Origin of the sequence: Bacillus sp. RIT 809 (genome assembly GCF_016892495.1) — a bacterium.
Lineage (GTDB): Bacteria > Bacillota > Bacilli > Bacillales > Bacillaceae_G > Bacillus_A > Bacillus_A cereus_U.
In genome coordinates, this window is record NZ_JAFEMR010000014.1 from 24,868 (window position 1) to 46,990 (window position 22,123).

The window sequence follows — 22,123 nt, forward strand, 5'->3', positions numbered from 1 at the left end:
TGTCTTAGTGTGTTAGTTAAATAGTACACTAAGACAAATTATATGTAAATACTTACAACATAACTTCCTCGTATTCGCCGAATTTCGAGGTGGGCGTCTTACTGCCCGCAAATAGCGGAATAAAATGTAATAAAAAGGCAGTGTAACTTTTCGTTACACTGCCTTCCTGTAATAAAATACAGGTAAATCTATTCTAATTATAGTTTCAATCGTTTGAATTCACATATAACCTTTTGCGAAATTTATTTTCCTTTTACTTGAGTTAGCACAGATTTAAACGTATTAATAACTGTATCTACTTCTTCATAACTAATTGTAAGGGATGGTTCAATACGAATTGTTTTTGAGTTAATTAATGTTCCCGCAACAAGAATACCTTGATCAAACATCGCCTTTGACACTTCATAACCAATCTCGTCTTTATGGAATTCAATCCCAATCATTAAACCTTGACCACGAATTTCAAAGATTTTATCTTCGTGCCCTGCTGCTGCTTGTTTCAATCCATTTAAGAAATACTCCCCAACTTCCATAGCTCGTTCCGGTAATTTCTCTTCCAATAATACATGGATTGTTGCAATTGCAGCAGCACATGCAAGAGGATTTCCTCCAAATGTTGTTGTATGCATAAATGGATTTTTAAACCAACTTTTGAATACATCTTCTTTCGCAACAATAGCTCCCGCCGGCATTACACCTCCACCAAACGCCTTCGCAAGACAAATAATATCCGGCACTACATCATATAATTCTGCAGCAAACATTTTTCCTGTACGTCCCATTCCAGTTTGTACTTCATCAAAAATAAGGAGTGATCCAAACTCATCACAAAGCTCTCGTACTTGTTTCAAATAATTTTCTGGAGGTAAAATAATACCGCCCTCTCCTTGAATTGGTTCTAAAATAACTGCTGCAACATCTTCTCCTACTAATGCACATGTCTCAAATGTTTTTCTCATCATATCAATGTCGCCAAATGGAACGTGACGAAAACCCGGAATCAATGGTAAGAATGGCTTACGGAACATTCCTTTTGCCGTTCCTGATAAGGAACCAAGACTCTTACCATGGAAGGCACGAGTTGTAGCAATGAAAGTTGTTCGTTCACTATACATTTTTGCTAGTTTTAATGCTGCCTCCACACTTTCTGTACCACTGTTTGTAAAGAAGGAATATTTCAAATCACCCGGTGTAATATCCGCTAAAATCTTTGCAAGCATTGCTCGAAGTGGATCCAGTAAATCCTGACTGTGCAATGCTTGACGTTTTAATTGATCTGTCACAGCTTTTACCACTTTCGGATTACGGTGACCAACATTATAAATTCCAAATCCACCTAAACAGTCAATATATCTTTTACCGTTAATATCCATGAAACAAGATCCTTCATCTGACCATTCTACTGCTGCAAATTGTCCATCTTTTGTTACTGTTTTTCTATAAGCAAGAAAACCAGGGTTTACATGCTCTCTAAATCCATCTACTGTTTCTTTTTGAATCCAGTTCGCCTCTTCTTCAGTAACCTTTTCTTTTTCAATTAACTGTAGTACTTTCGTAATATACTCATTTACATTTGAACCTTTTACATCTTTCTCATTCAATTTATTTTCTACGTTCGTTCCCATCTATTTCACTCCTACATTTTTTTTATTTGCAAACCAGCCTATTGGTTCTACTTCTAGATTTATATTAATCTGCTTAATTTCTTGAAATTCTTCTAAACCAAACGTTCCTAGACTACGACCTATACCACTTTGCTTATATCCGCCCCAAGGTGCCTCATTGTATGTTGGATGATAGCTATTAATCCACGTAATTCCTGCGCGAAGTTTGCGAATCACACGCATTGCTTTTGCACCATCAACTGTAAATACCCCTCCAGCCAAACCATAGTCTGTACCGTTTGCCAACTCAATTGCTTCCTGTTCGTCTTTAAACTTTTGAATTACTACAACAGGACCGAAGATTTCTTCCTGGACAATACGCATATCAGGTTTTACATTGACAAAGACTGTTGGTTCAATAAAGAAACCATCACCTTTTCCATCCTCCATTATTCGTCTACCTCCGCAAGCAACGTTTGCACCTTCGTCCTTCCCAATTTCAATATAACGTAATACTTTTTCCATATGTTCTTGACTTACAAGTGGCCCCATTTCTGATTCTGGATTATCACCAGGCCCAACGTTAATTTGCTGTGCTCGCTCTACAAAACTATTAACAAATTTATCATAAATCTTTTCTTCTACAAGGATTCTTGATCCTGCTGAACATACTTGTCCGCTACCTGCATAAATACCGAATAGAGCATAATCAATAGCGGTCTCAAAATCTGCATCTGCAAAAATAATATTTGGAGATTTCCCTCCAAGTTCTAACGAAATCTTTTTCATATTATCTGCCGCTGTTCTCATAATGTGCTTACCTGTTTTTGTTCCACCTGTAAAGGAAATCATGTCCACTTTATTACTCGCTGCAATTTCATTTCCTACTATTGGACCGGCCCCCATTACCATATTGGCAACACCTTTTGGTAGCCCTACTTTTTCAAGGATTTCGAATAGCTTTGTTGCAGTGATTGGTGTCACTTCAGAAGGTTTAAACACAATTGTATTTCCAGCTGCTAAAGCAGGTGCAATTTTCCATACACTCATCAATAGTGGATAATTCCATGGAACAATTAATCCACAAACACCAACTGGCTCTCTTACAACCATCGCTTGCATCGGATCGGCTACATGATATGTTTGACCATCTGGCTTTGTAATCAATCCGGCATAATAGCGAAAACAAGCCGCTGCATCTCCAATATCTCCTTCTGCCTCACGGTACGTTTTCCCATTATCCATTGTTTCAAGGTATACTAATTCTTCTATATTTTTATCAATTTCATCTGCTATTTTAAATAAATATGATGCCCTTTCAGCAGTGGATGTTTCTGACCAAATTCCACTATCGAAAGCCGCTCTTGCCACTTCTATCGCGTATTTTGCATCCTCAATCGTTCCCTCAGGTGCATATGCTATACCCTTGCCATTCGCAGGGTTAATAATCGTTCTTTTCTCTTGATTACTAGAATCTATCCATTCACCGTTTACATACATTTTTAAATCTAGCACTATATTGAATCCTCCTTTATCGATCGTTTATATATTTATAAGCAAATTTCATGCCAATATTTAAAATTCAAAGGAATCATACATAAAGTGAAACTTTAATCAGTGGGGGTTTTGTTCATCCCCCACTGATTATTAGCCCTCACCAATCGGGCGTTTACAGGCAGCAGGGCTCCCACCTAACTTCTTTGCTCCACCTGAATTTTGAGGTGGGAGTTTTACTGCCCGCAAATAGCGGGATAAACTGACTATTTTCTTAAAAACAACAAATAATTTATGCATTTTCGCATACACTATTCCATTTTGCATAAACCGGAACGTTAATCATTTCCGCTACCGCCTTCACGACCCCGGACTTGAACTCTAGAGAATATGTACATGCTGGGCGCACACAAAAAGGAGAAGTCTATGTGACCTTCTCCTTTTTTAGGAATAAGAGATGATATCAGCCGCTATCTCTTTTTCACTAACAATTTTTTGATATTTACGACTCACTGAAGATTGGCTGATTCCAAGAGCTTTTGCAGCCTTAGTCGTTGTTTTATACTGCTTCATTGCAAGTAAAATCAATTGTTCTTCTACAGAATGTAGTGCTTCTTGTAATGGTAATACTCTTGTAATAACTGGTTTTGATTTTTTAAAGTCATAACCAGGTGTTAAAAACTTACTAACAAACTCCGCTTCAATTACTGGATCGTCTGCTGATACTACTAAACGTTCAATCATATTTTGTAATTCACGTACATTTCCTGGCCATGAGTAAAACTCTAGTAAGCTAAGCGCATCTGGAGTTAAATGATAATTTTTATTATATTTTTCATTTAACTGTTGCAAGAAATGAAAGGCAAGTACCGGAACATCTTCCATTCGCTCTCGTAGAGGAGGAACTCGCAACGGAATTACATTTAGGCGATAAAACAAATCTTCACGGAATGTTCCAGATTCCACCATCTTTTCAAGACTCTTATTTGTAGCAGCAATAATTTGTACATTTATTTTCGTAGGTATTGTACTTCCAATAGGAATTACTTCTTGTTCTTGCAAGACTCTAAGTAATTTCACTTGCAAATGTAAAGGCATTTCTCCAATTTCATCTAAAAATAAAATACCTTGATCAGCCCGCTTAAAATATCCTTCTTTTCCATTTTTATCGGCTCCTGTAAAAGCACCTTTCGTATAACCAAATAGTTCACTTTCTAACAAAGTTTCTGGAATTGCACCACAATTTAATTTTAAAAATGGCTTTGAAGATCGGTTTCCAAGTTGATGAATTGCCTGAGCAATTACTTCTTTTCCCACGCCAGATTCTCCAGAAATAAGAACATTGGAAGAAAAATCTGCTATTTTTTTAGCTTGGTTAATAATTTGCTCCATTTTCGGACTACAGTAAATAAGCTTCTTAAGAAAACGATCTTTATTTTTAAAGTCATCTAACTCCTTCTTATATTGCTCTGATATCTTCTTTATTTCATGTAATTCCGTCTTCAATCTCGTTGCTTCGGTAATATCCCTTGAGGCAATAATAATACGATGAAGCTCTCCGTTTTCATTAAATACAGGGTTTCCAACTGCTAATATTTTTCTTCCGCTTTTTGTTTCTTGTACAACTGATACCTTTTTTTGTTTTTCCAACACTAATCGCGTAACAGATGGGCTAAATAATCCTTTCTTTTCTAAGTCTAAAAGATTTTTTCCTAAAAGGTCTTTCAAATTACTCCCCCAAAAATCATTGATAACAGTTTCACTATAACGAATTAATTCCCCTTTATGATTAACAACTAATATTTCATCATAAATACTAGACAAGATTGCATGTAAATCTTCATTTAAATCCTTTATATATTCAATTTCCATCGCCATGTCCTCGACCATCGGCAAATCTTGCACAATAATAACCATTCCTTCAATACTTTGATCAAAGTTTGGAATCGGACTATAGTCAACTAATACACCCATCTCATTTGTGATTTGTAATTGATTCAAGATCGTTTTTCCCGTTGTAAATACGTTATTAATGTGCTCTTCGTTAAAAATCAGTTCTGCTGGTACATTCATAACTTTTTCAGGAGTCGATTTAATCATCTTCAAACCAGACTCATTGCAATTTACAATTTTCTTTTCACGATCTACTACAAAAATCCCCATTGGAATAGACGTTAAAATAATTTTCAATATATCAACACTCTGATTTTCTTGTTTAAATAGTTCTGCAAAAACATCCTCTCTTCTTATATATCCTGTTAACTCATCTATTTCATTTTTTACTATTGCAATCGGCGCTCCAATAATTTGAAAAAGAGCTGTTAAAGAAATATCTTTACTAAGATGACATATTGTATCTAGTGAAACAGCATTTGAAAGCAATACCTTAGCAGTTAATCCCTTACTATTTGATAGCAGATCCTTCACATGAACGTATGCAAATAATTTCTCCCCTCTTTTTAAAAATAGAAAAGATTCTTTTATATTTTCAACATCTATATTCCATTCCTTTTCAGATTGATCGATAGATAGAGAAACAATAGGTCTAATTTTTTTATGAGCAATGGAAAACATGCTGCTATTCCTCCTTTGAACTATTTAATTTGTATTGTAACATTAAAAACAGATTTTTTTAATTAATCTGAAAATAAAACGTTTTTTCCTTTACTTAATAAAAAAAGGAAGATGAACGCCTCCATCTTCCTCATTGTTCTATCATTAATCACTACCATTAACGAAAAGATCTTCTTGAATATAAGCTAATACCATACCTGGAATTACTTTATCCCCTGCCTCCACTTCTAAAGATTGAACTTCTCCACTACATCCCATCTTAATTACTTCCAGTTTACCATTCATATCTTTAATAGAGAATAATGGCTCCCATTCATAAATTCGCGAATCCTTATTAATAGACACTTTTTCAATTATTCCATAACACGGACTCGTAATAATATCATAATACACAATCAATCATCCCTTTCTTTTATTCTATTAATATTGTTCTTCTAACCTTTGTGACTGAAAACACCCCGCTTTTATATTTTTACTAATTGTACAAAGCAATAATTGTGCCAAATGAAAATACCATATTGACCATCATTTATCAGCCATCCTCCCTAGACTTGCCCCTCTTCCTTATGAATCGTTGAATGAATTATGCAATACTGCATGATTGCCCAATCTTCAAAGCAAAAAACATCGGATCCATTCCCGATGTCTTTTGCTTTTTTATCCCGCTATTTGTGGGCAGTAAAACTCCCACCTCAAAATTCGGCTGGAGCAAAGAAGTTAGGTTGGAGCCCCGCTGCCCGTAAACGCCCGATTGGTGAGTGCTAATAATCAGTGGGGGATGAACAAAACCCCCACTGATTATAGTTTCACTTTATATTTCCTGCACTTCTTCAAAATGCATTTGCGGAGGAGCTGAACGAAACATCTTCGTAATATATAGAAGGTACCCCATTCCAATAGCAGCCCAGCAAAGTCCCAAAATAAGTGAATGGATATTGAGATTAAACCATAGTACCGCTACAGTAGCAGCACCCAAAATAGGCATAACTAAGTAATTTAAGAAATCTTTTATCGTTTTATATCTTTTTTGCTTGATTATATAGTAAGAAATTACAGACAAATTAACAAATGTAAATGCAATAAGCGCTCCAAAGTTAATAAGAGATGCTGCCGTTTCTAAATCAATGAATATAGCGGAGAGCGAAATAATTCCTACAATAACAATGTTATATACTGGAGTTCTCCAGCGGGGATGAATGTATCCGAATATTTTCTTCGGAATTACATTATCTCGCCCCATTACGTATAATAACCTGGATACACTTGTATGAGAAGCTAAACCGGACGCAAGTGTCCCCATAAGGGTTCCTACTAAAAAGAAAGCTTGAAATAATTTCCCGCCAACATATAGTGCAATTTCTGGAGATGCTGATTCTTGATTTTTAAATACAGATGTATCTGGAAACATAGATTGTGTAAAATACGTAGTAGTAATGAATAAAACTCCACCGATTAAAGCAGTAAGAAAAATAGCTCGAGGAATTGTTTTCTTCGCGTTTGGTGTCTCTTCTGAAAATGTAGTTACTGCATCAAAACCTAAAAACGAAAAACAAAGAATTGTCGCACCTGCAACTAACGGTGATATTTGTATATCCGATTGAAAAAACGGCTGAATGGAAAAAACTTCTCCTGTTCCCTCTCCCGATAATAAGCCTTTTATAACTAGAAAAACAAACACGGCCATTACTAATACTTGAAATATTACTAAGAAAGTATTGAAATTAGCAGTAGCATTTACGCTAATCATGTTTATTAATGTAATCAGGAGAACAAAGCCAATGACCCATACCCAATTAGGAACACTTGGGAAAAATGCTGACATATAAATTCTCGTTAATAGTGCGTTCACCATCGGTAGAAACAAATAATCCAATAACGCGGACCATCCAACAAGAAACCCAAGCCTTGCACTAATTGTCTTCTGTGTATACGTATAAGCAGATCCTGCGGTAGGAAAAACCTTTACCATTTTGCCGTAGCTTGCAGCGGTAAACAACATCCCTGCTAATGCAATAAGATAAGCTCCTGGAACATGACCACCCGTTTTTTCAGAAACGATTCCAAATGTATCAAACCCAACCATCGGTGTCATATACCCGACCCCTAGCATAACAATTGACCAAAGCCCTAATGAACGTTTTAAACCAACTACTTTTCCCACCTATCATTCCTCCTACTTTCTCTATCTAATTTCCATTTAAAAATCGACAGTTAAAAGAAAGCGTTTTCAAATAACTATATATCACACCGGATATTACCTCCCTTTTCTTTACTTTTTAAATATTCATGCAATTTTTAAGCCAAAATTTCTAGCATTTAAAAATTCAATAGTAAAAAGAACGTATAGGTGGAGTTTGGTCTCATTTCTTCTCATTTTTTATTCATTTTGGCATAAGTTATTCAATCTCTCATACGACTAAATATGAAAAATAAAACTTTAGTCCTTGTTTTTTTATTCCCACTTCCTCAAAAATTGGGCTTTTACAAGATTAAAATATTTCCATGAAATAATAACATTATGTAAACTATTCATAGCAAAAAAGCTGTCTTTTCTATAAAGACAGCTTTTTCTATAACACTATATTAAAAATTGAATACGAAGTCATCGTCTGCTAACTTTTCAACATTCGTTGCTTTTACGTAACCATTTCCTTTTACAGAGAAGAAGTCATGGTTTTTCGTATCTGTACGTAAACCATTTAAAACGATTGGGTTAATTTCTTCTTCCTCAAACTTCGGCTCAAGTCCTAAGTTCATAAGTCCTTTATTCGCATTGTAACGAACGAAACGATTTACATCCTCTACAAGACCGATAGAAGTGTAAATTTCTTCTGTATATGCCAATTCAATTTCATACAGTTTCATTAATAACTCTTGCGTTTCCGTTTGTACTTCTTGTTGCTCTTCTGCAGAAAGTTCCGCGAAGATTTGTTGTGCTAAAATACCAACGAATACGCCGTGAATGGACTCGTCACGAATTATTAAGTTAATAATCTCACCACTTGCCGTCAATTTGCCTTGACCTGCTAAGTAAAGTGGATAGAAGAACCCACTATAGAATAAGTAACTTTCTAAGAACACACTTGCTACCATTGCCATGTATAACTCTTTTTTCGTTACTTCAGGCTTTAATAAACGACGATAGTAACTAGTAACAATACCAGCTTTTTTCTCAAGTAATGGATGGTTATCTACCCATTCAAAAATATCATCAATTTCTTCTTCAGTAGCTAACGTTGTGAAAATATGGCTGTAACTCTTCGCATGTACTTCTTCCATAGCGCCCATGAAAGCTAATACACTTTTCGCTTGTAAATTTTCAAGATGAACAAGTACAAGAGGCATCCCTTCGCCGCCTTGTTTCGTATCTAAAAGTGTTAAACCACCTAATACACGCTTATAAGCAATTTGCTCTTCTTTTGATAATTGTGCCCAAGTATTTTTGTCAGAAGACACTGCGATTTCTTCTTCTGTCCAAAACTGAGCGATGTTTTGCTTCCAAAACATTAAACTAAAATCATCTTCTTTTTTGTTCCAGTTTACCGCACGCATTAAATCGCCCCTTCTCTAAATAAACATAAAAAATTGATAACTAAGCATGAGCAGGGTTCAGAAAAACCCTGCTCATAATGTCTCACTTTTTATATTAAACGGTACAAGCCACGCACTCTTCCACGCTTAATTTACGTGTTCTCGTATAATAAAGACTCTTCAAGCCTTTTTTATGTGCATAAATGTAGTAACGTGCTAACTCACGTGTTGAAATATCACTATTAACATAAAGAATGGTACTAATTCCTTGGTCAATATGTTCTTGAACCTCTGCGATTAAATCAATTAATTTAAACTGATTCATATCGTAAGAAGATTTATAGTACCAGAACGTATCTTTTGATAAATACGGCATTGGATAATATGTTGTCGCATTCGCATACGTTCTTGATTCAATTTGACTTACGATTGGCATTACGCTTGAAGTTGCATTTTGAACGTAACTGATCGATTGTGTCGGAGCGATTGCAAGACGATATGAGTTGTATAAACCATTCTTCTGTACTTGCTCTTTTAAACTTGTCCAATCTTCTTTTGTTGGAATATGAATTCCTTCAAATAATTGCTGAACTTTTTCAGTTACTGGGCTGTAATCTGTCGTTTCATACTTTTCAAAGTATGTGCCGTTTGCATAATCAGACTTATCGAAGTCTTTAAATGTTTCGCCTTTTTCTTTAGCAATCTCCATACTTTTCTCAATCGAGTAGTAATTTAACATCATAAAGAATGTACGAGCGAATTCTTTCGCTTCAGCACTTTCATAAGCGATTTTATTTTTTGCTAAATATCCATGTAAGTTCATTGCTCCAAGTCCAACTGAATGAAGCTCATCATTTGCTTTTTTCACAGTTGGGGCATTCGGAATGATCGTCATATCAGAAACAGCTGTTAAAGCTTCCATTCCCGCATGAACTGCTTCACGAATTTCTTTATTTTCCATTACGTTTACGATATTTAACGATCCTAAGTTACAGTTAATATCACGGCGGATAATGTCTTCTGTACCGTAATCATTTATTTCAGAAGTTTCTTGAAGCTGGAAGATTTCTGTCTCGAATGTTCAACTGAGTTCGCTACTCCTCAGTCCGTTGCTCATGCAACTGCTGTATGTCACCATACAGGACAGACTATATCATCACCTACAGCATTACCTGGTTAGGTGCTCCGCTTTTCGAGCGCCAATCGCTTGCGCTCTACTCCCAAATGGGATAGTCGTTAGGCTTTTACTTATCTTAATCTTTCAGAAAGTCTCTTATTACTTTATGTTGTTCAATAACTCTGCTATACAAAATAATAAGATACATTCTGAACTTTTATATTTTCATTCTAAGATAAGATTTAGCACGGTAGGTTACCTCAAACTTGAGGCTTTCCCCGTTTAACGGAGTTTTCGACTAGCATTTCTGCTAGAAGGTGCTACATATTTAACACAAGTTCGACATCTTCACAGTTCCAATATCCTTCAGTGGATGCTGGTTATTTGCATTTGATTTAAACATTAAGTATGGGTAACCAGACTCAAGCTGAATCATAGCAATTTTAATAAGCATATCACGCGCACTAATATCTAGTGGCTTCTTCTTCACTTTCGGATTGCTCATTAATTCATCGTACATTTCGTCGATATCTATATCATCTAAATGTTTTCCGTACTCTTTAAATACTGTATAAGGCGCGAAAACATGGAAAGGTTCGTTTTTCTCAGCAAGCTCAAAGAACTTACTTGGAATGATAATTCCGATTGATAGAGACTGAATACGGCTCTTCTCATCGGCATTTATTTTTTTTGTATCAAGGAATTCTATAATATCCCAATGGAAAATGTTTAAGTATACAGCGCCGGCACCTTTTCGTTGGCCAAGTTGATTCGCATATGAAAACGAATCTTCAAGCAATTTCATAACAGGCACTACACCACTTGCGGCGTTATCAATACCTTTAATTTGCTCACCACGTGCGCGTAGCTTAGATAAGTTTAAAGCTACTCCACCACCGATTTTCGATAATTGCATCGCAGTATTAATGTTAAAACCGATTGAATTTAAGCTATCGTCCATCTCTAACAAGAAACAAGACACCATTTCTCCTCTTCTGCTTCTTCCCGCATTTAAAAAGGTTGGTGTCGCTGGTTGGTAGTTTTGTTTTACAATCATGCTTGCGAATTGTTTTGCCTTCGCAACATCACCGCGTCCTAAGTATAATGACACAATTGCTACACGATCTTCATAGCTTTCTAAGTATTGTTTTTGATCATTCGTTTTTAACGCATAATCTTTATAGAACTTAGATGCTGCCATATAAGATTGGAACTCGAAGTTTTCACCATAAGCGATGTTATAAACTCCTTCTACTTCCTCCAAGCTATACTCGTCCAGAACGTTGTAATAGTAATCATGTTCTTTCATATACTCCATTCGCTCTGCCACGCTATTAAAATGAACGGTATTCTCTCTAGCTTCTTCCATAAAGACTTCTAATGCCTCTTTATCTTTATGAAGCTGATAAAAACCGTCCTGCATTTGCGTGATTTCATTATTCAGTTCAATGTGTCGCAATCTCCCGCACCCTTTCTTTAAAATATTCTACATCATTATTTGTTCCAGATAACTCAAATTTTGATACAATAGGCACTTCATATTTAGTAGAAATTTTGTCAGCACTTGCACCAAACATGTCTCCCCAATTACGATTGCCACTTGCAGATACGCCTTTTAATTTTTCATTATTGCGTTCTAAAAAGTCTAAAACACGTTCCGGTACATTTCCAAAACCTGTTGTATACGTAATAAGAATAAAGTCTTCATCTAATACTAGAGCTTCATCAATTTGAACGGCCGGCATATTTAATTTGTGGATGAAACGCTTCACGTTTCCTGTCATAGAATCATATGCAACTAACATTTCCGACCCTCCCTCTCCAATCTATATTCTCTGTATGTCGTTTCTTGTTTTCTCTATATATTGTATTACGTTTCAAAATAAGACACAAGATATATGTATAAATTCTTTCTTTTTTTAACTTTTACTTTTCGACATGACCGTCGATTTTTTTCAATACAAAGACTATGAAACAACATTCTAAAACTCATGTCAATAAAGTGCTTTTCAAAAAAGTTGTCAACGAATTTAACCTTATTTTTAAAAAAGTTAACAATATTTTTTGTCATAAAACAGTAAATGCTGGAGTAATATATTTCTCCAGCATCACGCAAAAAAGAACAGACCTTAAACGATAATCTGTTCCAAAAAACGATTACATTTATCAACTTTACTTTATTAAATATCTATACATACTCTTTCGTTCCTCGTTACATACTAAAAGATAACTATTATAGAAAAAGATTATTATTATGGAACTTCAATTTATTTATGAAAAAAATTATTCAGGGTGCTCAATACGCAAAATATCTTTTACAAATATATGATGTGGATTCTCATCTTTATCAAGCATTGTGCATACAGGAGCTTCTTCATCAAAGTATACAATCATTCCTTCTACGTACTGATATGTATGTTGAACTTGTACAGTTACTTTAATTTCTATTGCTTGCTCATATGCTCTTTTTATTTTCTGAAGCATTTTTGCTGAACATTTTCGTTTCTCTGGATACATAACCATTCCCATAAACCTATTCCCAGCTCTATCTTTCCACATGTAATCCCAATGTGGCAAGATGCCTTGTTTAAAATCCCCCATAATTCTCCTCTCCTTTATCTTCTATTTATGAACGTGGTGTTTCTGAATATGTATAAATTACCTGTCCACCGCGCTGCGCGTTCCCGATAATATGTTTAAAATCTTCTCGATTTACAACAACTTCCCTGAACGTATAAAATACATCTTTCGTCGCAACATACTCCTTTATTTCACCATTTTTCAGCTGATCCAAAATTGCATTTGCTAATTGTTTATCCATGTATTTCACCTCTCTGCAATAGTTTATTTTATCGCATCTTCTATAGGTCGACAACGGTAAAATTATCCCGTTGCTATTATGTAATTCACTTTCATTATTTTTATAGCTATATCACTTTATTATATTCGCACTAAATATCATATACTAACATAGCTACTTCTCTATATCAAACTTTTTGACGCTCTGTATAACAAAGTTCCAAGCCACTGTTTGTTATTTTATTTTATGCTACAATATATACATAGAACTAGGAGGGATACTATGATTCGGAAAGCAAAAAAGACAGATGCGGTAGGAGTAGCACCTTTACTGTATGACGCTCTGCACGAAATTGCTGAAAAAATCACAGGTAGCACAATTGAAGCAAAAGTAATACTAGGACTTGAAACATGGTTCGCAAAAGAAAATAATCGATTGAGCTATGAAAACTGTTTAGTGGCTGAACAAGATGGAAAAGTAGTTGGAGTTATTGTCGTTTATCACGGTAGTGACGCTGAGCAACTTGATGCGCCAATCGCACACCACTTAAGAGAACTACATGAAGATGAATCCATTACGTTAGAAAAAGAAGCTGAACTTGATGAGTATTATATTGACACGTTGTCAGTTTCAAATATGTACAGTGGACGTGGCATTGGCTCTAAATTAATCGATGCCGCTGAACTTCATGCAACTGAAAAAGGTCATGAAAAAATTGCCTTACTTGTTAATTTAGAAAACAAACGTGCTTTTTCACTATATGAAAAACTTGGTTATAAAAAAGATACAACCGTTATGCTCGTTGGCGAACCGTATGCCCATCTAATAAAACCATTACGGTCATTGGTTTCTATATCTTAAAAAGACAATTCTTTTTTGCTTGTTATGTAGAGAAAGAGGCTGCCAAAGGGACAGCCTCTTTTAAGTTAATTTTGTATTTAATACATTTCCATCCATCGCCTCATGAAATGTATACGTTGTACATCCCCATGGCTTCCTATGGAAAATAGGCGAACCAGACCACCCCATTGCCCTCAGTTCAGTCCCAATCATCGGATTAAAATAACTATGACCTACAAGGGCAATACATCCATGTACGAGCGCATAGCGGTGCAACATATTAGCAGCTTGCCTTGCTCTTTCTCGTACTTCCTTATAAGACTCAACATCTTTACTATAACCAACTATCCATCGTGTACGTCCAATAAACATCCATACATTAGGCTTACATTTCAACCATTTTGGAGCATAAAAACTCGTTGGAACTTCAGCTTCCCTAAAAAGAGGATTTTGCACAAAAGATAAAGAATCCGTTAATTCGGCTGTTGATCGCGCAGCACGCCTCTGATCACTCGTTACGACCAAATTCGCTGATTCAATCATCTCAATTGTTTCAATTGGTATAGGAGTTTTTTTTACTGTAGTCCCTAAATCATATTGCTTCATCCATTCACGAAATGAAATAATTGTCATTGGCTCTATAGTACTGTCCAAACGACCATGACGAATAAAAGAAATTCGCATTCTTTCCACTCCCCATTCATCACTTACGAACTATATTACGTACTATTTCTTATTGCCATCATACCATGCATAAAAAGAAAGTTATATATCCCCACCACTATCATATGTTATCGATGTGTGCACACCATCCAGTCCATCAAAATATGTAGTTGTTTCATGATGACGCACTTTCTTCAACTGCATATAAGAAAATAAAAATAATAAAATCGCTATAAAGCTCCCCACAACTTCAAACATCATTTTACCGCCCCTAATTTCTCCCACTTTAGTAGGTTATTGTATCTTTCATTATACTCCTATATAAAGATGTATGCACTTTCATCATTCCTCTCCTAAACAATATTTTTTACATATTTCCTTACAAAAAGTGAATATTTTTCGAATTTTTACTTTGGAAACATTTACAAAGTAGTAAATATAGTTCAAAATAAGAGGAAATAAAAAAGCCCAAATTATTCTTTTTTTGGGAAAACTGGAACAAGGAGAGTTGCTTATGCAGATCGCAGAAACTGGAGATATCATTGAATTTAAAGGTGGAATGCAAGGCCGTGTTCAAAAGGTAAATCAAAACTCCGTTATTGTTGATATAACAATTATGGAGAATTTTAGAGAACTAGATATGGAACCTCTTACAGTTGTAAGCCATAAAAACTATACTGTCATTAATCAACATGCATAATATAATAGAAAGAAAGGATCTGTATATCATACAGATCCTTTCTTTCTATATTAACGATTATCGATCTTTTCTGGATATAAATCGTGATTCATCATACGGTAGTCTGCCATTTTCTCATACTTAGTTCCTGGGCGGCCGTAGTTACAGTAAGGATCGATTGAAATACCACCACGTGGTGTAAATTTCCCCCATACCTCAATATAGCGTGGATCCATTAATTTAATTAAATCATTCATAATAACGTTCATGCAATCTTCGTGGAAGTCACCATGATTTCGGAAGCTAAATAAATATAGCTTTAAAGATTTACTCTCTACCATTCTTTGTTCTGGAATGTAGCTAATATAAATTGTTGCAAAATCTGGTTGTCCTGTTTTCGGACATAAACTTGTAAATTCAGGACAATTGAATTTTACAAAGTAATCACGGTTTGGATGGTTATTATCAAATACCTCTAAAATTCCCGGGCTATATTCAAATAAATATTTTGTATTTTGATTTCCTAATAATGTTACATCTTTTAAATCTTCATCTAATCTTCCTGCCATTTTAAACATCCCTTCTCATTATACCCCTCGTTTATTTCCCCATACTAACGCATGAAGCTGAGGCAGTACTTTCGCATCATTCATTTCTTTACAATTCACAGCTTTTTCAATAAGCCACTCATATTTTTCTAATAGTTTTTTTATAAGCACCGCATCATCCACTGTTTTCGTATCATCATTTCCTACTTGTAAGAAAAATGGTACATTCGGATAACGCTCGTGTATCTTAACTGCATATTCAAAATCTTGATCATCGAATACTACTACTTTTAAACTAAAATCTTTCTCTGCTAGTTTATGAATAACAGAATCTAACATCTGAAAATCTGTTTTCATAGCTGAACTTGGTGGTTTTGGAGAAATCGTTACCTCATCAATTTGAAGCAACCAATCTTGCCATTTACTCCCTTGCGTTTCTACCGCTGTTCGCATTCCATTCTCCTTTAATATAGAAAGAAGAAATTGCATATTTTTCAGCAAAACAGGATTTCCACCCGAAATCGTAACATGAGAAAAATTTTCTCCACCAATTTCTACAAGCTCATTCCAAATGTCTTCCGGTGTCATTTGTTTAATTTGATCTTTGGCCGATCCATCCCATGTAAAAGCAGAATCACACCAAGCACAGCTATAATCACAGCCCGCTGTACGGATAAACATTGTCTTTTGTCCTACAACCATCCCTTCTCCTTGAATGGTCGGACCAAATATTTCTAAGACGGGGATTTTACTCATCGAGCATCCACTCCCGTCTTACTTCCGCATAACTAGTCGGCGTCTCAAAAAGACGAACAAATTCAACACGAGCTCCCTTGTATTCGTTCGCACGATTATCTTTCGTTAATGCTTCTGCCATCTTTTCATAAATCCAAACGACCATATTTTCAGCAGTCGTATTCATTTCTGGCAATGTTTCGTTTAAATAACGATGATCTAAATAAATTTCTATTTCATTTTTCCAAATCTCTTTTATATCGCCAAAGTCAATTGCAAGGCCTATTTCATTTACATATCCGCTAATTCCAAATACGACTTTATATGTGTGTCCATGTAAATTTTTACATTTCCCTTCATAGCAATGTAAATGGTGCGCTGCGTCAAATGTAAATTCCTTGCTGACCATTACTCTTTTATTATGATATTTGAGTTGTTCACGCTGAATATCCTTGTCCATTTTTTGCAAATTTTCTACGATGCGAAATCCAAAAAAGTTATCCATTAGTTGCTCGCTCCTTCGCGTTCTTGTAGATACGTATCTAATCCTGCTTTACGAAGTTGACATGCTGGACATTCACCGCAACCATCACCAATGATTCCGTTATAACATGTTAATGTTTTTTCTCTAACAAACTCAAATGCTCCAAGTTCATCAGATAATTTCCATGTCTCTGCTTTATCAATCCACATAAGTGGTGTATGAATAACAAACGGATAATCCATAGATAAATTTAATGTAACGTTTAATGATTTCACAAACACGTCACGACAATCTGGATAACCACTGAAATCAGTTTCACATACACCCGTTACAATATGACGTGCTCCAACTTGTTTTGCTAATACAGCCGCAAATGATAAAAACAGTAAATTTCGTCCATCTACAAATGTTGATGGTAATTCACCTTCTTCATGTGTAATCTCCATATCCGTTCTCGTTAACGCATTTGGGGCAAGTTGATTTAATAAACTCATATCTAGTACCGTATGTTTAATTCCTAACTCTTTCGCAATTTCCACTGCACAATCAATTTCTAACTTATGACGTTGATTGTAATTAAACGTTACAGCTTCCACTTCTGCAAACTGTTGTATTGCCCAAAATAAACATGTTGTACTATCTTGTCCACCACTAAAAACAACAACTGCTTTTTCTTTTTTCATTTCACTCATTCTCCTTCTCTACTACGAATAAGAAGAAAGAACGTTCTTGAACTGTCACAATAAAAAAACAAAACAATACCTACTGATATTGTTGTTTCCATAGTTTTTTATAGAGGGAGTTCGCGAACCTCTCCCATGCAGTGCACGGAATTTCTTCTTTCATTGACAAAGATTATTGTAACATATTGTATACTACCAGAAAAAATTTCTGATTTTTTCCGCTATTTCATATTTCATTTCTTTCATTTTATAGTATGATTAATTTAATGTTAGAAGAGAGGAGACATCCCACTGAAACTCTTTATTATTTATCTCTTTTTAAATATATTATCCATCCTTGTTACAATGCTTTTATATCATTTATTTTGGAATCAAAAAGGGAAACGCTCTCCTAAATTAAATTCAGCTATGTTTATTGTATTATGTTGCCTCGCTACCATACTATGTATCACTTTCGCAGCAAAAACAAACTATGGATTTCAATTTGATATGCGTCATATCGTATTAATTGTCGGTACATTAACAGGAGGTCCTATTGCCGGTGCTTCCATCTTAGCTGTATTAAACATATATCGCTTTTTATTAGGAGGGATAGGTGTTTTCCCATCCTTTATAGCTTCGGTTCTACTATTCATTGTTCTACTATTAACATACAAACTGTTTAACCGAAGTTCTAATCGTATAAAAATAGCACTCGCTATCTTTTACAGCCTCATATTCGGATTTGGCTGGATACCATTTTTCCTTTCAGAGGTTACAAATACGGCAGATTATATACCACATATTATCGTGTACGAACTATGTACGATGCTTGGTACAATCCTTATTTTATATTTGCTACACATATTACAAACGCAAGTTCGTCTCCAAAATGAACTTATGAATGCTGAAAAATTTCATTTAATCGGTGAAATGGCAGCTTCTATCTCTCATGAAATTCGCAACCCTTTAACTTCAACGAAAGGATTTTTGCAACTTTTACAGTCAGATACATGTTCTGAGAAGGAACGAAAATTATATATCGACATAGCCATTAATGGTATCGAACAAGCAAATCATGTTCTTACAGACTACTTAACTTTTGCAAAACCGAGTATTGAAAAAGAACAACAATTACAAGTAGAAGAAGAATTACTCCATGCGTTATCTTTAATTACACCTCTCGCCAATTTAACAAATGTTCGTATACATTACATAAAACAAAGTACATCCTTCTTTATAGCTGGTGAAAAGCAAAAGCTGAACCAATGCCTATTAAATATTTTAAAAAACTGTATTGAGGCTATGCCTAACGGTGGTGACCTTATTCTTACATTAGTTCCAGATCATAAACATATACAATTATATATAAAAGATACAGGTATTGGTATGGATCAAGAACAAGTAAAACGCCTCGGGTCACCTTTCTACTCGACGAAAGAAAAAGGGACCGGACTGGGGATGATGGTCGTCTTCAGTGTTATTCAAGCAATGAATGGAAAGGTTGACATTATGAGTGAAAAAGGAACAGGTACAACATTTTTATTAACTTTCCCGATCATACAAAAAACGTGATGAAGTTCATCACGTTTTTTCTGTTCCTTCAACTAATTCTGCAAAAGCTTTCACCTTTCCATGCGGCTTTTGATTTTCTTTCCGAGCTTTCCAAGCGCGCTCTTCTTCTCTCTTTTTCTTTGACATACTTTTCAACTCCTTTTTCTCTTCCTCATGTAGTATTCCAAAATAAGAAATAAAACTATGCATGAGTAAAAAAGGAAAAAGAAGCGGTTCGCCGCTTCTTTTCCTTTTTCCCGCTATTTGATGACAGCCCGATTGTTGCGGACTAATAATCAGTGATATGCCCCTTGATTAAAGTTTCACTTTACCGCTGTAAAATTGCATGTTTCGCTTCTTTTAGCTGTGTAAGATGTCTTTGTTCGTGTAAATCCAGAAATTGAACCCATTGATATAAATTCAAATCATTAAAAATAGGATGTTTTAATCCATTTTCAAATAATTCTTTTTCATCTATCACACTATGAAGTGCATGAAACAATTCTTGTCGTGAATGTTCTAGTAATTGAATTCCTTGCAGTTTTTTCATTAATGTTTCTGTTGGTTTCATTTGTTGAGGAGCTTCTCGTTTATGTGTGCGATCAAGCGTAAGTTGGAGGTCTTTAAATGGAGCAAGTTTTCTTTCTTTTTTTTGCAAAGCATATACAAGGGCAGATGTGACAGACTGTTCAACTAAATGCAAATGATGCAAAATTTGAATAATACTCCATTTATCACGGCGTGGCTTTACATTCACCTCCGTATCATTTAACATTTCAATTTCTGATAACAGCGTGCTTCGTGTAGACTGTAATGAGTGGACTAAAGTTTCTAAACTAACATCCATATTAGATTGAAGCATAGTGCTTTCCCCCTTTTTGTTGGTGAAAAGGGGTGCTCCCCATTAGAAACACCCCTAAAATAATTCTGAATTTTCTTTTATTATCTCATCATTTTTCCATTATGTCGATGTTAAACATGTGAAAAAAGTGCATGTTTTTTACAATTTTGTGTCGTCAACAGCACGTAACCACTCTTCAATTTCTGTAATTACACTTTTTACACACCCTTCAGCGAATGGTGATGTTAAATTTGCAACTTCTACTAATTCTAAGAATGATTTACTTCCACCTTGCTGACAAAGATTCACATAATCTTCCCAAGCCTCTTGTCTATTATCTCTTGCACGTTTCCAAAATTGCAGTGCACAAATTTGAGCTAACGTGTAGTCAATATAATAGAACGGTGAGCTATAAATATGGCCTTGACGTTGCCAGAAACCACCACGCTCTAAATAATCATTATCTTCATAATCACGATGTGGTAAATACTTCTTCTCTATGTTACGCCATGCTGACTTACGTTCTGCTGGCGATGCTTCTGGATTTTCATATACATAATGTTGATATTCATCTACAGATACACCGTACGGTAAAAATAGAAGTGCTGAACTTAAGTGTGAGAAGTAATATTTATCCGCATCTTCTTCAAAGAATAACTTCATCCATGGCCATGTAAAGAATTCCATACTCATTGAATGGATTTCACACGCTTCATATGTTGGCCAATTATATTCTGGAATTTCATACTTACGACTTTCATATACTTGGAAAGCATGACCAGCTTCATGTGTTAATACATCAATATCACCAGACGTTCCATTAAAGTTTGAGAAGATGAATGGCGCTTTATAATTCTCGATATATGTACAATATCCACCACCAGCTTTTCCTTTTTTCGCAACTAAATCTAATAAATCATTATCGAGCATGAAATTAAAAAATTCATCTGTTTCAGCTGATAATTCTTTATACATCGTTTTCCCGTGATTAATAATCCAATCGGCATCGCCTTTTGGAGTTGGATTACCTGTAGCAAACTCAAAGTTTTCATCATAATAAGCGAGCTTTTCTACACCAATGCGTGCTTTTTGTCTATTTCTTAACTCTGTTGCAACCGGAACGATATAATCTAATACTTGCTGACGATAGTTCGCTACCATTTCAGCATTATAATCTGTACGATACATTCTTGCATATCCTAATTCAACAAAGTTTTTAAAACCAAGTGTTTTTGCGATTTTCGTTCTCACTTTAACAAGCTCATCATAAATACGATCTAACTCTTCCTCATTCTCAGCTAAAAATCCGTAGTATGCTTCACTTGCTGCTTTACGTTCGCTTCTTTCTTTTCCTTGCATAAACGGAATAAGTTGCGATAACGTTCTTTCTTCTCCTGCAAAGTCAATTTTTGCAGATGCTAATAACTGTGTATATTGTGACGACAATTTATTCTCTAATTGCAAATCTTTCACTACTTCATCTGAATATGTTTTTAAATCACATTCAGCTAGAGCAAATAATTGCTTTCCATAATACGCTTCTAATTCTTCACGGAATGGAGAATTAATTAACGCCTTATAATATTTTGTTCCATAGCCTTGCACAACTGGTGAGTATTCATCAAAGAAATCTTGCTCTTCCTTATAAAAAGCATCTGTCGTATCAACAGAATGGCGAATGTAACAAAGGTTCCCCATTGTACCAAAATCATTACGAATTTCATTAATTGAATTAATTACTTGTTGTTGTTCTTCAAGCGTTTTTGCCTTATCGAACTTTTCTAAAGCAACAATAAACTTCTCTTTTAATTCTTCAATATTTGGCCGTTTATATTCATAGTCTTTAAATGACATGAACGAGCCCCCTCTCCATTATATGCATCATTACTATAATTCAATGCTTACTTACAAATCTCCTCTTATTCTTCAGCAAAATGCGGTAGATGATGTCATGAATATATGCACACAAAAAAGCCTTGGATTTCTTTATCCAAAGC

At 35.1% G+C, this 22,123-nt stretch carries 22 protein-coding genes, 1 pseudogene and 1 riboswitch; of the genes and pseudogenes, 3 read left to right on the top strand and 20 right to left on the bottom strand.

What is annotated here, in order from left to right; all coding sequences use genetic code 11:
• Positions 1–242: 242 nt before the first annotated feature.
• The 11 genes and pseudogenes from JTF23_RS16060 to JTF23_RS16110 form a co-directional block, all read right to left on the bottom strand.
• Complete coding sequence (locus JTF23_RS16060) at positions 243–1,625, bottom strand: putrescine aminotransferase (RefSeq protein ID WP_204209155.1); 1,383 nt, start codon at positions 1,623–1,625, stop codon at positions 243–245.
• Complete coding sequence (locus JTF23_RS16065) at positions 1,626–3,119, bottom strand: aldehyde dehydrogenase family protein (RefSeq protein ID WP_002158716.1); 1,494 nt, start codon at positions 3,117–3,119, stop codon at positions 1,626–1,628.
• 423 nt (positions 3,120–3,542) lie between these two features.
• Positions 3,543–5,672: a sigma 54-interacting transcriptional regulator gene (locus tag JTF23_RS16070; protein ID WP_204209156.1), complete on the bottom strand. Its 2,130-nt coding sequence runs from the start codon at positions 5,670–5,672 to the stop codon at positions 3,543–3,545.
• Between the two features lie 144 nt (positions 5,673–5,816).
• Positions 5,817–6,065 (bottom strand): biotin/lipoyl attachment domain-containing protein, encoded by a 249-nt coding sequence (locus JTF23_RS16075; RefSeq protein WP_078173247.1) that lies wholly within the window; start codon positions 6,063–6,065, stop codon positions 5,817–5,819.
• A 418-nt stretch (positions 6,066–6,483) separates the two neighbouring features.
• The gene (locus tag JTF23_RS16080; protein WP_204209157.1) at positions 6,484–7,833 is read right to left on the bottom strand and encodes an APC family permease; all 1,350 of its coding nucleotides are present in this window, start codon (positions 7,831–7,833) and stop codon (positions 6,484–6,486) included.
• 422 nt (positions 7,834–8,255) lie between these two features.
• Positions 8,256–9,224, bottom strand: a complete 969-nt coding sequence (gene nrdF, locus JTF23_RS16085; protein ID WP_002149605.1) for a class 1b ribonucleoside-diphosphate reductase subunit beta — start codon at positions 9,222–9,224, stop codon at positions 8,256–8,258.
• A 94-nt stretch (positions 9,225–9,318) separates the two neighbouring features.
• A complete protein-coding gene (locus JTF23_RS16090; RefSeq protein ID WP_307838605.1) occupies positions 9,319–10,269 on the bottom strand; it encodes a ribonucleotide reductase large subunit in 951 nt (316 codons plus the stop codon).
• A gap of 382 nt (positions 10,270–10,651) precedes the next feature.
• Positions 10,652–11,779, bottom strand: a pseudogene (locus JTF23_RS16095) (ribonucleotide reductase N-terminal alpha domain-containing protein); the annotation flags it as partial.
• The gene (nrdI, locus tag JTF23_RS16100) at positions 11,766–12,125 is read right to left on the bottom strand and encodes a class Ib ribonucleoside-diphosphate reductase assembly flavoprotein NrdI (protein WP_000959445.1); all 360 of its coding nucleotides are present in this window, start codon (positions 12,123–12,125) and stop codon (positions 11,766–11,768) included. The pseudogene JTF23_RS16095 and the gene nrdI, both read right to left, overlap by 14 nt.
• Before the next feature lie 478 nt (positions 12,126–12,603).
• Positions 12,604–12,921: a hypothetical protein gene (locus JTF23_RS16105; RefSeq protein WP_002158721.1), complete on the bottom strand. Its 318-nt coding sequence runs from the start codon at positions 12,919–12,921 to the stop codon at positions 12,604–12,606.
• A 25-nt stretch (positions 12,922–12,946) separates the two neighbouring features.
• Complete coding sequence (locus JTF23_RS16110) at positions 12,947–13,141, bottom strand: hypothetical protein (RefSeq protein ID WP_002149609.1); 195 nt, start codon at positions 13,139–13,141, stop codon at positions 12,947–12,949.
• 261 nt (positions 13,142–13,402) lie between these two features.
• Here JTF23_RS16110 and JTF23_RS16115 point away from each other — a divergent pair, with 261 nt between their 5' ends.
• Positions 13,403–13,981 carry a GNAT family N-acetyltransferase gene (locus JTF23_RS16115; RefSeq protein WP_204209158.1) on the top strand — a complete coding sequence of 193 codons (579 nt, stop codon included), beginning with the start codon at positions 13,403–13,405 and terminating at the stop codon, positions 13,979–13,981.
• A gap of 60 nt (positions 13,982–14,041) precedes the next feature.
• Here the strand turns inward: JTF23_RS16115 and JTF23_RS16120 are convergent, their stop codons facing one another.
• Both JTF23_RS16120 and JTF23_RS16125 read right to left on the bottom strand, forming a co-directional pair.
• A complete protein-coding gene (locus JTF23_RS16120) occupies positions 14,042–14,644 on the bottom strand; it encodes a histidine phosphatase family protein (protein WP_204209159.1) in 603 nt (200 codons plus the stop codon).
• An 81-nt stretch (positions 14,645–14,725) separates the two neighbouring features.
• Positions 14,726–14,881 carry a hypothetical protein gene (locus tag JTF23_RS16125; RefSeq protein WP_002158725.1) on the bottom strand — a complete coding sequence of 52 codons (156 nt, stop codon included), beginning with the start codon at positions 14,879–14,881 and terminating at the stop codon, positions 14,726–14,728.
• Between the two features lie 256 nt (positions 14,882–15,137).
• Between JTF23_RS16125 and JTF23_RS16130 the strand changes: the two genes are divergently transcribed.
• Positions 15,138–15,323: a YkvS family protein gene (locus JTF23_RS16130; protein WP_002064385.1), complete on the top strand. Its 186-nt coding sequence runs from the start codon at positions 15,138–15,140 to the stop codon at positions 15,321–15,323.
• A gap of 50 nt (positions 15,324–15,373) precedes the next feature.
• Here JTF23_RS16130 and queF read toward each other — a convergent pair whose 3' ends face one another.
• The 4 genes from queF to queC are packed head-to-tail and all read right to left on the bottom strand — an operon-like array spanning position 15,374 to position 17,752.
• On the bottom strand, positions 15,374–15,871 hold the full coding sequence (gene queF / locus JTF23_RS16135; RefSeq protein WP_002158726.1) for a preQ(1) synthase: 498 nt from the start codon (positions 15,869–15,871) through the stop codon (positions 15,374–15,376).
• A gap of 18 nt (positions 15,872–15,889) precedes the next feature.
• Entirely contained in the window at positions 15,890–16,606 is a 717-nt protein-coding gene (gene queE / locus JTF23_RS16140) for a 7-carboxy-7-deazaguanine synthase QueE (RefSeq protein WP_204209160.1), read from the bottom strand.
• Positions 16,599–17,090 carry a 6-carboxytetrahydropterin synthase QueD gene (gene queD, locus JTF23_RS16145; protein WP_002011526.1) on the bottom strand — a complete coding sequence of 164 codons (492 nt, stop codon included), beginning with the start codon at positions 17,088–17,090 and terminating at the stop codon, positions 16,599–16,601. The genes queE and queD overlap by 8 nt, the downstream gene beginning before the upstream one ends.
• Positions 17,090–17,752, bottom strand: coding sequence for a 7-cyano-7-deazaguanine synthase QueC (gene queC, locus JTF23_RS16150; protein ID WP_002158728.1), 663 nt, complete (start codon positions 17,750–17,752; stop codon positions 17,090–17,092). Before queC ends, queD begins: the two co-directional genes overlap by 1 nt.
• Positions 17,753–17,845: 93 nt before the next feature.
• A riboswitch (PreQ1 riboswitch) is annotated at positions 17,846–17,889 on the bottom strand.
• 208 nt (positions 17,890–18,097) lie between these two features.
• Between queC and JTF23_RS16155 the strand changes: the two genes are divergently transcribed.
• A complete protein-coding gene (locus tag JTF23_RS16155; RefSeq protein WP_002158729.1) occupies positions 18,098–19,306 on the top strand; it encodes an ATP-binding protein in 1,209 nt (402 codons plus the stop codon).
• Positions 19,307–19,315: 9 nt separating this feature from the next.
• On the opposite strand, the gene JTF23_RS27875 is transcribed toward JTF23_RS16155, so the two are convergent.
• The 3 genes from JTF23_RS27875 to JTF23_RS16165 all read right to left on the bottom strand — a co-directional run bounded on the left by JTF23_RS27875 (position 19,316) and on the right by JTF23_RS16165 (position 21,980).
• The gene (locus JTF23_RS27875) at positions 19,316–19,432 is read right to left on the bottom strand and encodes a DUF6254 family protein (protein WP_000038354.1); all 117 of its coding nucleotides are present in this window, start codon (positions 19,430–19,432) and stop codon (positions 19,316–19,318) included.
• A gap of 181 nt (positions 19,433–19,613) precedes the next feature.
• Complete coding sequence (locus JTF23_RS16160) at positions 19,614–20,147, bottom strand: DinB family protein (RefSeq protein ID WP_002149622.1); 534 nt, start codon at positions 20,145–20,147, stop codon at positions 19,614–19,616.
• Between the two features lie 138 nt (positions 20,148–20,285).
• Positions 20,286–21,980 carry a M3 family oligoendopeptidase gene (locus JTF23_RS16165; RefSeq protein ID WP_002201243.1) on the bottom strand — a complete coding sequence of 565 codons (1,695 nt, stop codon included), beginning with the start codon at positions 21,978–21,980 and terminating at the stop codon, positions 20,286–20,288.
• Positions 21,981–22,123: the final 143 nt, after the last annotated feature.

Bases quoted from the DNA above. Each gene is read 5' to 3' on its own strand.
- JTF23_RS16060 (WP_204209155.1), bottom strand. From the start codon at position 1,625: ATGGGAACGAACGTAGAAAATAAATTGAATGAGAAAGATGTAAAAGGT.
- JTF23_RS16070 (WP_204209156.1), bottom strand. From the start codon at position 5,672: ATGTTTTCCATTGCTCATAAAAAAATTAGACCTATTGTTTCTCTATCT.
- nrdF (WP_002149605.1), bottom strand. From the start codon at position 9,224: ATGCGTGCGGTAAACTGGAACAAAAAAGAAGATGATTTTAGTTTAATG.
- nrdI (WP_000959445.1), bottom strand. From the start codon at position 12,125: ATGTTAGTTGCATATGATTCTATGACAGGAAACGTGAAGCGTTTCATC.
- JTF23_RS16105 (WP_002158721.1), bottom strand. From the start codon at position 12,921: ATGGGGGATTTTAAACAAGGCATCTTGCCACATTGGGATTACATGTGG.
- JTF23_RS16110 (WP_002149609.1), bottom strand. From the start codon at position 13,141: ATGGATAAACAATTAGCAAATGCAATTTTGGATCAGCTGAAAAATGGT.
- JTF23_RS16115 (WP_204209158.1), top strand. From the start codon at position 13,403: ATGATTCGGAAAGCAAAAAAGACAGATGCGGTAGGAGTAGCACCTTTA.
- JTF23_RS16120 (WP_204209159.1), bottom strand. From the start codon at position 14,644: ATGCGAATTTCTTTTATTCGTCATGGTCGTTTGGACAGTACTATAGAG.
- JTF23_RS16125 (WP_002158725.1), bottom strand. From the start codon at position 14,881: ATGTTTGAAGTTGTGGGGAGCTTTATAGCGATTTTATTATTTTTATTT.
- JTF23_RS16130 (WP_002064385.1), top strand. From the start codon at position 15,138: ATGCAGATCGCAGAAACTGGAGATATCATTGAATTTAAAGGTGGAATG.
- queF (WP_002158726.1), bottom strand. From the start codon at position 15,871: ATGGCAGGAAGATTAGATGAAGATTTAAAAGATGTAACATTATTAGGA.
- queE (WP_204209160.1), bottom strand. From the start codon at position 16,606: ATGAGTAAAATCCCCGTCTTAGAAATATTTGGTCCGACCATTCAAGGA.
- queD (WP_002011526.1), bottom strand. From the start codon at position 17,090: ATGGATAACTTTTTTGGATTTCGCATCGTAGAAAATTTGCAAAAAATG.
- queC (WP_002158728.1), bottom strand. From the start codon at position 17,752: ATGAAAAAAGAAAAAGCAGTTGTTGTTTTTAGTGGTGGACAAGATAGT.
- JTF23_RS16155 (WP_002158729.1), top strand. From the start codon at position 18,098: ATGCTTTTATATCATTTATTTTGGAATCAAAAAGGGAAACGCTCTCCT.
- JTF23_RS27875 (WP_000038354.1), bottom strand. From the start codon at position 19,432: ATGTCAAAGAAAAAGAGAGAAGAAGAGCGCGCTTGGAAAGCTCGGAAA.
- JTF23_RS16160 (WP_002149622.1), bottom strand. From the start codon at position 20,147: ATGCTTCAATCTAATATGGATGTTAGTTTAGAAACTTTAGTCCACTCA.
- JTF23_RS16165 (WP_002201243.1), bottom strand. From the start codon at position 21,980: ATGTCATTTAAAGACTATGAATATAAACGGCCAAATATTGAAGAATTA.